A 12,376-nucleotide genomic window follows, 5' to 3' on the forward strand; every position below is an offset into this window, starting at 1 on the left:
CTACCTCCTGAATGATTAAAAGATAATTTTAGTATGAACTTTTGAACAAAAAAATATGAGCATCATTTTTCTTTCAATGAAAAATAATACTCATATTCATAATATTTGTTTAATTGTAGGACAGACTGTCGGACGGATAGAAAGGATCGCTGGTGACGTCTATTCCCAGTTTTCGCAAAGTCTGCTCATCATTTCGGGTCAGCATGATCGTCGAATGAGCCTGGAGGCCATGAAGCTTGACCAAATTATCCATAGCAACCTGGGCCACAGGATTTGTGACAGCGCTGATGCTCAGGGCAATTAAAATTTCTTCGGTGTTAAGGGCTGTATATTTATTGTGAAGATGGTCCTTCTTCAAGCGAATCATAGGTTCCAGAATATTATGGGATATGAGAGGAATCTCATCCGCAATGCCGGCCAGATATTTGATGGCATTTAAAACCATGGCGCCGCAGGCACTCATCAGTTCGGATTTTTTGCCGGTGATGATCTGTCCGTCCTCCATCTGTATGGCGGTGACGGAACAGATATCATTATTGATCAAAACACCTTTATATTTGTCAGCCAGTTCACGGGCCGGAAGAACAACACTGCGTTCCTCCGGTTTTAATCCCATATTTTCCATAATGAGATACATGCGCTGCATGGCGTCTTCATTGATCAATCCCTTTTTATATTCACAGCTCGTTTTAAAATAGCGCCGGATAATTTCCTGCCGGGAGGCTTCCTGAACAACATCATCATCGATAATGCCGAAACCGATCCGATTTACGCCCATATCTGTCGGAGATTTATAGACAGAAGGTTCATTGGTGATCCGTTCAATAATCCTGCGGATGACAGGAAACATCTCAAGATCTCTGTTATAGTTGACGGCCATTTCGCCGTAGGCATCAAGATGGAAGGAGTCGATCATATTGACGTCCTTCAGATCCACCGTCGCGGCTTCATAGGCAACGTTTAGCGGGTGCTTCAGCGGAATATTCCACACAGGGAAGGTTTCGAATTTGGAATATCCTGCAGATTTTCCAAGGCGGTGTTCATGATAAAGCTGATTCAGGCAAGTAGCCAGTTTGCCGCTTCCCGGTCCCGGCGCGGTAACAACAACGATCGGTTTTGTTGTGGTAATATATGGATTGCGGCCGTAGCCTTCGCTGCTGACGATCATATCCACATCCGTCGGATAGCCGTGGATGGCTTCGTGGGTATAGACTTTAATGTTCCGCCGTTCCAGCTTATTGATAAATACGGTAGTTGCCGGCTGGCCGCTGTAGCGGGTGATAACGACGCTGTTGACTTCAAGTCCGTATTCACGCAGGTCGTCAATCAGGCGGAGAACATCCATATCATAGGTAATACCGAAATCGCCGCGGATTTTATTACGTTCGATATCTCCCGCGTAGACACAAATGATAATTTCCGATTTGTCTTTTAACTGCTGAAGAAGCTTGATTTTTGCATTTTCATCAAACCCCGGAAGCACTCGCTTGGCGTGCAGATCCGAAATTAATTTACCCCCGAATTCCAGGTAAAGCTTATCGTAATTATTGACACGTTCTAAAATATATTTTGATTGTTCGGCAATATATTTATCCGGGTCAAATCCGATTTTCATAACATTTCCCCCTTGTATAAATAACTTTTACAATATTTTACAACAGTATAACACAATATGCGACAAGGTTACAGTTCAGAGTTAAAAAATTGTGCTGTTATTTTTGAAAAAACTATAGTATACTCATTATTGTTAAAATTTATTTATAAGAGGGATGAGAATGACGCATCAGCGGAAATTAAATAATGGTATTCGCATTGTGATGGAGGAGATGCCGTCCTACCGGTCTGTGTCGATCGGGGTTTGGATCCGGGTCGGATCGATGTATGAGAACCGGCAGAATAACGGAATGGCCCATGTCATTGAGCATATGATGTTTAAAGGAACATCCCATCGGACAGCAGCGGATATCGCTAATGAAATGACGGCCATCGGCGGTAATATGGATGCTTTTACCTGTAAAGACTGCACCTGCTATTATGCCAAAACGCTGGATATTTATGCGGAACAGGCTTTGGATATATTGGGGGATATGATTTGTAATTCCCTGTTTGACGAAAAGGAATTGAAGAAAGAACTCGGCGTGATCCTTGAGGAGATTGATATGTATGAGGATTCACCGGAGGATTTGGTGCATGAGCATCTTCAGATGGCCGTTTGGGATGAACATCCCCTGGGCTATCTTATCTCCGGGGAAAAGGATGTGGTTTCCGGGTTTACACGGGAAAAGCTGATGAAGTTTTTTGAACAGTATTATGTGGGAGAAAATATTGTCATATCCGTGGCCGGACATTTTGATGAGGAAGCCATCATGTCCTGGATCTGCCGCTGTTTTGGGGAGATACCGCAGGGCAGCCGTTCAGATTCGGGCTTTGCGCCGGAATTCAAACCGGTCCTATGGACCCGGGAAAAGGATATTGAGCAAAATCATTTGTGCCTGGCCTTTGACTGTTGTACCGTATTGAGCGACGAGCGCTATGTGATGACTGTCGCCAATAATCTCCTCGGCGGAAATATGAATTCCCGGCTGTTTATGAAGATTCGGGATGAATTGGGGTTGACCTATGCCATCTATTCCTATGGCAGTTCCTATGAGCAGGCCGGACTGTTCCAAATATATGCGGCCATGCAGCCGGCTCAGACAAAACAGGTGATGGATGCAATTTTTGATGAGATATCCCGTGTGATTCGTGAAGGTGTTTCGGAAAATGAATTGAAAATAGCCATTCAGCAGATTGAGGGTGAATTGATCTTAGGATATGAGAGTAGCTACAATCGGATGAGCGGATTGGGAAAATCCCTTTTGATTCGGGACAGAGCCGTATCTCTGGAGGAGGATTTGAGCCGGATTCAGCAAGTGACATCGGAGGATGTCTGCCGGTTTTTTGAAAAATATTTACGCAGAGAGCAGTGCGGCGCCGCTATTGTGGGAAATATACATTTGGATTAAGGAGGCAGTATGACGAAACAGGAATTTTTATATGCGTTGGAGACGGCGCTTTCAGAGGAATTAAATGACATTCAGGTTAATGAACAGATAAATTATTACAGACAGTATATTGAGGAGCAGATAGCTTCAGGCCGTTCGGAATCGGAGGTTTTGGAGGAGCTTGGAGACGCCCGGATCATCGCCCATAATATTATCGATGGAATCGAAGAAGAAGGTAACGCATACCGTCGGACAACGGTGACTTATACCACCGGCGATGAGGGGAATGAGGCCGATCTGACATGGAAAGCAAAGGTGAAAATGTATGGAACGATCGCGATCATTATTGCAGTGGTGGTTTTGGTCCTTGCTTTAGTGACACGATTGATCATCTGGATGCTGCCGGCGATTATTGTCATCGCGGTCGTTTTATGGATTTTCTCCCAAAGGCGGGATGGACGGTAGGATGAGCGAAATATGAAGATTACGGTGATTTGTGTCGGAAAAGTCAAAGAGAAATTTTATCGGATGGCGATTGACGAATATATTAAACGATTGGGAAGATACTGTAAACCGGAGATTATTGAAGTGGCCGATGAAAAAACGCCGGATAATGCCAGCGCCCATGAAGCGGAGCTGATCAAAGATAAAGAAGGCGAGAGGATTTTGAAAAACATCCGAAAGGACGGCACCGTCATTGCATTGGCGATTGAAGGAAAAATGCTCTCCTCGGAACAATTGGCGGACAAAATCAGTCAATTGGGGGTCAAAGGGGAGAGCCATATCCAGTTTATCATCGGCGGTTCCCTCGGACTTTCGGAAAAGGTTTTAAAAGAAGCGGATATGCTTTTGAGCTTCTCAAAAATGACATTTCCCCATCAACTGATGCGGGTGATCCTTCTGGAACAGGTTTATCGGAGCTATCGAATCATACAGGGTGAGCCTTATCATAAATAAATGAGGTTGGGGACAGTGGCAGATATGCATAAAGGCGCTGAAAGCTATTTGAACAAAAATTCAATATTGTATGCGGGACTTTTACAGGTTATTCAGCGGGAAACAGCAGAAATATTGGAAGCGAGTGAAGATGGGGTATTCCTGAGAGATACAGTCAGCGATTGTTTTATGCTGGCGGCGGATAATATCCGGCTCGGAGAACAATGGTTAAAGGCCCATGGAAACCGGAGGTATCCATTGCTTCTTCTGTTTCAGAAGGAACTTGTTCGTTTTGCAGGGGCGTATTGCCGGTTGTCGCCGATGATGGAATGTTTTCAGGCGGTATATATAAAAGAGAAATTGCCTGCGCGCCGGGGAAATTTAACCATCCGGCCTGCTGATATTGGGGATTTTTCTTTTGTTTCATCCCATTATGGGATGGTGAGCGCGGAGGAATTAACAAAAATCATCCGCCGGGGCCAGCTTTTTATCGGATCCCATGATGGGAAACCGGTTGGCTTTATCGGAGAACATCTGGAAGGAAGTATGGGCCTGTTGGAAATCCTGCCGGGATATCGGGGAAAAGGCTATGGGATGGAACTGGAAAGTTTTATGATCTGCCATATGCTGGAGAAGGGACAGCGTCCTTTTTGCCAGATTGAAACGGATAACAGTAATTCCATGCGTCTTCAGCGGAAATTGGGGCTTACGATTTCGGAGGAACGTATGTATTGGATGGAATAAATTTTTTGAAGAAAAATGAATTCGGCATTGATACTCAAAACGTTTTCATGTATAATATTTGTTGGTAAAATTTAGAAGATTAAACAAACGGGAGGAATAACGATGTCTCAGAGAAAAGATATCCATAAAGTGCTGATTATCGGTTCTGGTCCTATTATTATCGGACAGGCATGTGAATTCGACTATTCAGGAACACAGGCATGTAAAGCCCTTAAAAACCTGGGTTATGAAATCGTATTGGTAAACTCCAATCCGGCGACGATTATGACGGATCCGGAGATTGCTGACGTTACTTATATCGAACCGTTAAATGTTGAGAGAATTGAGCAGATTATTGCAAAAGAAAGACCGGATGCTTTATTACCAAATCTTGGTGGACAGTCGGGTCTTAATTTATGCTCAGAACTTTCTAAAGCAGGAATCCTTGATAAGTATCATGTGGAAGTTATCGGTGTTCAGGTGGATGCGATTGAGCGCGGTGAGGACCGTATTGAATTCAAGAAAACAATGGAGAGCCTCGGAATTGAGATGGCCCGCAGTGAAGTCGCCTATTCTGTGGAGGAAGCGCTTGAGATCGCGGACAGACTCGGCTATCCGGTCGTTTTGCGTCCGGCTTATACGATGGGCGGCGCCGGCGGCGGACTTGTCTATAATGTGGATGAGCTGAAAACGGTTTGTGCCCGCGGACTTCAGGCCAGCCTTGTCGGCGAGGTGCTTGTTGAGGAATCCATTCTCGGATGGGAAGAGCTGGAACTTGAGGTTGTCCGGGATGCGAAAAACAATATGATCACCGTTTGTTTTATTGAAAATATTGACCCTCTGGGCGTTCACACGGGAGATTCCTTCTGTTCTGCGCCGATGCTGACGATTTCGGAGGAAGTGCAGCAGCGCCTTCAGGAAAAATCCTATAAGATTGTTGAAGCGATTCAGGTCATCGGCGGAACAAATGTGCAGTGGGCCCATGACCCGGTGACTGACAGAGATATTATTATCGAAATTAATCCGAGAACATCCCGTTCTTCCGCTCTGGCTTCCAAGGCCACCGGTTTTCCTATTGCTCTTGTTTCCGCAAAGCTGGCGGCAGGACTGACTTTGGAAGATATTCCGTGCGGCAAGTACGGTACATTGGATAAATATAAACCGGATGGCGATTATGTCGTTATCAAATTTGCCCGCTGGGCCTTTGAAAAGTTCAAAGGCGTGGAGGATAAACTGGGTACTCAGATGCGCGCCGTCGGCGAGGTTATGAGTATCGGAAAAACCTATAAAGAAGCATTCCAGAAGGCGATCCGAAGCCTTGAGACAGGCCGCTATGGCCTCGGACATGCCAAAGATTTTGATACAAAGTCCAAAGAAGAACTCTTGCATATGCTCATTACGCCGTCCAGCGAGCGCCATTTTATTATGTATGAAGCGCTCAGAAAAGGGGCGACGGTTGAAGAGATTTTTGATATCACCAAAGTGAAACATTACTTTATTGAACAGATGAAGGAGCTGGTGGAAGAGGAAGAAGCTCTGGCGGCATGCAAGGGGCATCTGCCGTCGGATGAAGCGCTTATTGCGGCAAAGAAGGATGGCTTTTCCGATAAATATCTGAGTCAGATACTTGATATTTCAGAAGATGAGGTGCGTGAACGCCGTATCGCCCTCGGTGTCGAGGAGGCATGGGAAGGCGTGCATGTCAGCGGTACGCCGGACAGCGCTTACTATTATTCCACATACAATGCGGAGGATAAGAATCCGGTAAATAATGATAAACCTAAGATCATGATTCTCGGCGGCGGGCCGAACCGAATCGGACAGGGTATTGAGTTTGACTATTGTTGTGTTCATGCATCCCTCGCATTGAAGAAGCTCGGATTTGAGACGATCATTGTCAACTGCAATCCGGAGACCGTTTCAACGGATTATGATACATCCGATAAGCTTTATTTTGAGCCGCTGACCTTGGAAGATGTTCTCAGCATTTATAAGAAAGAAAAACCGGTCGGCGTTATCGCCCAGTTTGGCGGACAGACACCGTTGAATCTGGCCAACGCCCTGGAAAAGAACGGCGTAAAGATTCTCGGAACAGCGCCGTCAGTCATTGATCTGGCTGAGGACAGAGATTTGTTCCGTGCGATGATGGATAAACTGGAAATCCCGATGCCGGAATCCGGCATGGCTGTCACCGTGGAAGATGCGTTGGAAATTGCGGATAAGATCGGTTATCCGGTAATGGTGCGTCCATCCTATGTTCTCGGCGGCCGTGGAATGGAAGTCGTTTATGATGCGGACAGCATGGTCGGCTATATGAAGGCGGCAGTCGGTGTGACGCCGGATCGTCCAATCCTGATCGACCGTTTCCTTAATCATGCAACGGAATGTGAGGCCGATGCGATCAGCGACGGCACTCATGCTTTTGTACCGGCGGTGATGGAACATATCGAGCTGGCCGGCGTTCATTCCGGAGATTCGGCATGTATTATTCCGTCGAAACATCTTTCCGAGGAAAATGTAAAGACGATCAAAGAATATACACGGAAAATTGCCGAGGAGATGCATGTTAAAGGGCTTATGAATATGCAGTATGCGATTGAAAACGGCAAGGTATATGTTTTGGAGGCCAATCCGAGAGCATCCAGGACTGTGCCGCTTGTTTCAAAGGTGTGCAACATTCGCATGGTGCCTTTGGCCATTGATATTGTGACATCCGAATTAACCGGAAGACCGTCGCCGGTTCCGGGATTAAAGGAACAGCATATTCCTTACTATGGTGTCAAAGAGGCGGTATTCCCGTTCAATATGTTCCAGGAAGTAGACCCGGTACTCGGGCCGGAAATGCGTTCCACAGGTGAGGTCCTCGGGCTTTCCACATCCTGGGGCGAGGCTTTTTATAAGGCTCAGGAGGCAACTCAGACACGGATCCCGCTGGAAGGAACTGTACTGATCTCGGTCAGCGATAAGGATAAGCCGGAGGTGGTTGACCTCGCCAGAGAGTTTGCGGAGGTCGGTTTTAAGATCATTGCTTCCAAGAATACGTGCAAGCTGATCCGGGAAGCGGGAATCGAGGCGGAAGTTGTCAATAAGCGGAGCGAAGGTCGTCCGAATATGCTGGATCTGATCACCAACGGCAAAGTGGATCTGATCATCAACACGCCGGTGGGCCAGGAGAGAAAGATCGATGACAGCTATCTGCGGAAAGCGGCTATCAAGAAAAAGGTTGCATATTTTACAACAATGGCAGCGGGCCGGGCGACAGTCAATGGTATTAAATCCATTAAGAAGTTCGGACACAGCGAAGTGAAATCTCTTCAGGCGCTGCATGCGGAGATCAAGGATAAATAAAATAAAAGAAAAATAAGCGCCGGAGCTTAACCAAGGCTTCGGCGCGCTTTTTTTAGAATTAATTCACTTTTTTGATGCTGTAGCTGCCCGTGCTTTCGCGGAAGGCATTGATGATGGACCTTGCGCTGCAGACAAGGGTTAAAATGTAGCCGATGGCTAATTCGCCATAATAGCTGGCAACAAGATCCGTTTCTTCGAGAATATATCCCAGATCCTGATAAACTTCAGTGAAGGTCCAGCCGTATTCCTCCAGGGCGCTGTAGGCATCCCACGACCAGGAGATTTTATTGGCAAAGAAAATCATGATCAGCATAATGATGACGGATCCGATGACACCCTTTTTATCCAAATGACCGCCGAGGATCGCATATCCCTTCATCGCGCAGATGGCGGTAACAGCGCCGGCGATACCGGCGATATAGCCGAGATGGTAAATGAGGACCCAGAGGATACATCCGATCAGGGAACCGAGAAAGGCGCCGACCAGTCCGGCAACCAGGCTGCTCTTTTTTGATTGAATTTCCTGCTGATTGGCCTGCAAAGAGGATTGAATTTTATTTTTACAGCCATCGCAGAGAAAGTAGTGACTGCCGTTGATCTCATAGCAGTTGATCTGCTCCATATCCGTGCCGCATTCGGAACAGCCGGATGAGAAGGTGTGGCTGATCAGATAATCGATGATCGGCTCCACGATGCTGTTTACAGTGTTGGGAATATTTTTTGCCAGAGAAGGCACTTTAATAGTGAGTATAATGCTGTGGGATCCGGTGACTGCGGTTAAAAGCTTTTTCTCATTTAATTGGTGATTGCTCAGGAAACTGTTGAGAGCAGCCATATCGGCGGCATCGGCTGGATTGACGCTGATCTTTATGATATATTGGGCCTGGGCAGCATCCATTGTGATATAAAAGCCTTTGTACAGGCCGGATAGATGGGTTTTGAAATCCTGAAGGCTGCCGCCGAGGATTTGCGAGCGTAATTTTTCTTTTAACATAACATTTTTCCTCCGTTAATAAGTGATAAAAATACATTTTTATCCTATCACTTTTTGATGAATCCGACAAGATAATCCTTGCCCTTTTGCAGGGGGCAGCGTTATAATGCTAGGAGTAAACGAAAGAGATTAAAATTAGGAGACAGATAAAATGAAAGCTTGTATTTTTGATTTGGATGGAACGCTGGCAAATACGCTGGAATCCATGGCAGCCTGTGCCAATCGGATCATTGAACCTATGGGATATGTGCCGCTTCCGACAGAAAATTTCAGATATTATGCCGGAGACGGGGCGAAAACTTTGGTTGAGAGAGTGCTCCGGGATGCGGGAGATAAAGATTTGCTGCACCTTGAGGAGGCTTATCAGGCTTACAGGGAGATTTTTGATAAAGATTGTACTTATAAAGTGGTCGTATATGACGGGATGACGGAAACGCTGAGAAAATTTAAAGCCATGGGCGTTAAATTGGCGGTTCTTTCAAATAAACCTCATGTTCAGACAAAAAAGGTGATTTACAGTCTCTTTGGCGATGATTTATTTGACTGGGTGCAGGGGCAGCAGGACGGCATTGAAAAGAAGCCGGATCCGTCAGGGGCTTTGAAGATTGCGGAAACTTTTGGCGTCAAACCGGAAGAATGTATGTATGTCGGCGATACAAATGTCGATATGATGACGGGAAACCGGGCGGGAATGTTTACCGTCGGAGTTCTTTGGGGCTTTCGGGATGAAAAGGAATTGTTGGCGAATCATGCCCATGCGCTGGCAGAAAAACCGGAAGATTTAATTCAACTTTACATTAGAAAATAAAAAAATTGGAGGCGATACACATGTGTGGTATATGCGGTTTTACAGGGAAATTACCGGATAGCAAAGAAGTATTGACGCGGATGATGGACCGTATTAAACATAGAGGGCCGGACAGTGCGGGGCAATTTATCACGGATAAGGCTGCCTGGGGATTTCGGCGTTTGAGCATTATCGATCTGGATAATGGTTCCCAGCCGATGTTCAATGAAGACAACAGCATTGTTATTGTTTTTAACGGAGAAATTTATAACTATAAAATTCTCAGAGAGGATTTGATCGCGAAGGGCCATGTTTTTCGAAACAATTCGGATACGGAGGTGCTTGTTCACGGCTATGAAGAATATGGAACGGATCTGCCGAAACACTGCCGGGGAATGTTCGCATTTATGATTTATGATATGAATAAGGATATTGCCTTTGGCGCCCGGGATTATTTTGGAATTAAGCCTTTCTACTACAGTGTGGTCAACGGCAATTTGGTTTTCGGTTCAGAGATCAAATCTATTCTCGAATATCCGGGATACGAGAAAAAGGTAAATACCGAGGCGCTGGAAGAGTATCTGACTTTCCAGTATTCCGTTCTCCCTGAGACATTTTTTAAGGGCATTTTCAAGCTGCCTCCGGCCCACAGCATTTTGTTTAAGGACGGAAAGGTTGATATTCAGCGGTATTGGGAGCCGGATTATGATATTGATGAAAATGCGGATTTTGATGAGCTGGTCGATAAGATTGATGAGCGGATGGCGGAGTCTGTTGAAACCCATATGATCAGTGATGTGGAGGTCGGTTCCCTGCTTTCCAGTGGAATCGATTCCAGCTATATTGCGACGATCTCCAAAGCGGACAAGACATTTACGGTAGGTTTTGATTATGATAAATTTAATGAAATATCCTATGCAAAGGATCTGTCCGAGAAGATAGGCACACAGAATTTCAGCAAGCTTATTTCCGAGGAGGAATATTGGAGCGTGCTGCCGGAAATTCAGTATTATATGGATGAACCGTTGGCGGATGCTTCCTGCGTGGCTCTCTATTTTGTAGATCAGACGGCGGCGGAGCATGTAAAGGTTGTTCTTTCCGGCGAGGGGGCGGACGAATTTTTCGGCGGATATAATATTTATCATGAACCGGTATCCTTAAGAGGATATCAGCGGCTGCCGAAATTTCTTCGCCGTCTGGCGGGCAAATTTGCCGAAACCGTATTGCCGGAGGGGATGCGGGGAAGAAGCTTTCTGATGCGTGGAGCCCTCGATGTGGAGCACCGTTTTATCGGAAATGCAAAACGCTTTTCTGTGAAGGAGCGGAAACGTATTCTTAAAAATGCAACGCCGGCCAGATCGCCGTGGAAACTGACAAAGCCTTTCTACGATAAGGTGAAGCATGTGGATGATACGACGAAAATGCAGTATATTGATATGAACTTCTGGCTTGTGGGCGATATCCTTTTGAAGGCGGATAAAATGAGCATGCGTCATTCGCTGGAAACCCGTGTGCCTTTCCTGGATAAAGAGGTTTATAAGCTGTCCAAAACAATTCCGACAAAGCATAAGCTGGCCGGAGGAACGACCAAATATGCTCTTCGGAAGGCAGCAGAACGGCACATCCCGGAAGCGACGGCGATGAAGAAAAAACTTGGTTTTCCGGTTCCGATCACACTGTGGCTGAGAGAGGATAAATATTATGATCGGGTGAAAGAGGCTTTTACAAGCCCCGCGGCGAAGACATTTTTCAATACGGATGAACTTGTAAAGCTGCTCGATCAGCATAAGAGCGGCAAGCTGGATAACAGCAAGAAAATATGGGTCGTTTATATGTTCCTGATGTGGTATGACGTTTACTTTGTGCGCGAAAACGTAGCATTTTAAATAAATCAGCGAGAGGAAAAACAATGGATAAAAATTTATTACAATTATATGCAGTCACCGACAGGCAGTGGCTGAAAGAAGGAGAGCGCCTTGCGGATGTTGTGGAAGCGGCTGTTCGCGGCGGCGCAACCCTTATACAGCTTCGTGAAAAATCCATGGATGATGAGGAATTTATTCGCGAGGCAATAGAGATAAAAAAGGTAACGGATGCTTATGGTATTCCGCTTATTATTAATGATAATCTGAAGGTGTGTCAGGCCTGCGGTGCGGCGGGCGTGCATGTCGGACAGGAAGACTTGTGCGCTGAGAAGGCCCGCGCCCTGCTGGGGCCGGATAAGATCATCGGCGTGACGGCCAAAACCGTGGCTCAGGCCAGGGAGGCCGTACGGCAGGGAGCAGATTATCTTGGCAGTGGGGCTATGTTCGGATCAACCACAAAGACTGAGGCCCGGCCGATGACATTGGAACAATTTAAAGAGATCCGCCAGGCCGTCTCTATCCCAATCGTGCTGATCGGGGGCATTGACGCGGAAAATATAGGCGAGCTGAAGGGCTCCGGCGCCCAGGGGGCCGCCGTGGTGTCCGGCATATTTGCTCAGCCGGATGTGGAAGAAGCGGCCCGAAGGCTTAAAAAACTTTCATTGGAAATATTTCCGGAAGGGTATTGATGGGAACCCCTGAAGAAAATTTTGTCGATAAAAAAACCGTTTTCTACATC

The 12,376-nt window shown here is 46.2% G+C and carries 10 protein-coding genes; 8 read left to right on the plus strand and 2 right to left on the minus strand.

Annotated features, from left to right (window positions below; all coding sequences use genetic code 11):
* Nucleotides 1-109 precede the first annotated feature (109 nt).
* On the minus strand, nt 110-1,615 hold the full coding sequence (locus ACMN7X_RS03970) for a DUF1846 domain-containing protein (RefSeq protein ID WP_418746199.1): 1,506 nt from the start codon (nt 1,613-1,615) through the stop codon (nt 110-112).
* Nucleotides 1,616-1,775: 160 nt separating this feature from the next.
* Here ACMN7X_RS03970 and ACMN7X_RS03975 point away from each other — a divergent pair, with 160 nt between their 5' ends.
* From ACMN7X_RS03975 to carB, 5 genes are all read left to right on the plus strand, one after another.
* Entirely contained in the window at nt 1,776-3,005 is a 1,230-nt protein-coding gene (locus ACMN7X_RS03975) for a M16 family metallopeptidase (protein ID WP_418746200.1), read from the plus strand.
* 9 nt (nt 3,006-3,014) lie between these two features.
* A complete protein-coding gene (locus tag ACMN7X_RS03980; RefSeq protein ID WP_418746201.1) occupies nt 3,015-3,449 on the plus strand; it encodes a DUF1700 domain-containing protein in 435 nt (144 codons plus the stop codon).
* Nucleotides 3,450-3,461: 12 nt separating this feature from the next.
* Nucleotides 3,462-3,941 carry a 23S rRNA (pseudouridine(1915)-N(3))-methyltransferase RlmH gene (gene rlmH, locus ACMN7X_RS03985; RefSeq protein ID WP_418746202.1) on the plus strand — a complete coding sequence of 160 codons (480 nt, stop codon included), beginning with the start codon at nt 3,462-3,464 and terminating at the stop codon, nt 3,939-3,941.
* Nucleotides 3,942-3,965: 24 nt separating this feature from the next.
* Nucleotides 3,966-4,664, plus strand: coding sequence for a GNAT family N-acetyltransferase (locus ACMN7X_RS03990; RefSeq protein ID WP_418746253.1), 699 nt, complete (start codon nt 3,966-3,968; stop codon nt 4,662-4,664).
* Nucleotides 4,665-4,766: 102 nt separating this feature from the next.
* Nucleotides 4,767-7,991 carry a carbamoyl-phosphate synthase large subunit gene (gene carB / locus ACMN7X_RS03995; protein ID WP_418746203.1) on the plus strand — a complete coding sequence of 1,075 codons (3,225 nt, stop codon included), beginning with the start codon at nt 4,767-4,769 and terminating at the stop codon, nt 7,989-7,991.
* A 58-nt stretch (nt 7,992-8,049) separates the two neighbouring features.
* Here carB and ACMN7X_RS04000 read toward each other — a convergent pair whose 3' ends face one another.
* Nucleotides 8,050-8,985, minus strand: a complete 936-nt coding sequence (locus ACMN7X_RS04000; protein WP_418746204.1) for a hypothetical protein — start codon at nt 8,983-8,985, stop codon at nt 8,050-8,052.
* A gap of 151 nt (nt 8,986-9,136) precedes the next feature.
* Between ACMN7X_RS04000 and ACMN7X_RS04005 the strand changes: the two genes are divergently transcribed.
* Genes ACMN7X_RS04005 through thiE form a run of 3 tightly spaced genes read left to right on the plus strand, consistent with a single transcriptional unit; the run spans nt 9,137 to nt 12,326 of the window.
* Nucleotides 9,137-9,793, plus strand: a complete 657-nt coding sequence (locus ACMN7X_RS04005; RefSeq protein ID WP_418746205.1) for an HAD family hydrolase — start codon at nt 9,137-9,139, stop codon at nt 9,791-9,793.
* A 20-nt stretch (nt 9,794-9,813) separates the two neighbouring features.
* Complete coding sequence (asnB, locus tag ACMN7X_RS04010) at nt 9,814-11,658, plus strand: asparagine synthase (glutamine-hydrolyzing) (protein ID WP_418746206.1); 1,845 nt, start codon at nt 9,814-9,816, stop codon at nt 11,656-11,658.
* A 23-nt stretch (nt 11,659-11,681) separates the two neighbouring features.
* Entirely contained in the window at nt 11,682-12,326 is a 645-nt protein-coding gene (gene thiE / locus ACMN7X_RS04015; protein ID WP_418746207.1) for a thiamine phosphate synthase, read from the plus strand.
* The last annotated feature ends 50 nt before the right edge of the window (nt 12,327-12,376 follow it).

It is taken from the genome of Frisingicoccus sp. (assembly GCF_048388605.1).
Classification (GTDB): Bacteria; Bacillota; Clostridia; order Lachnospirales; family Lachnospiraceae; genus Frisingicoccus.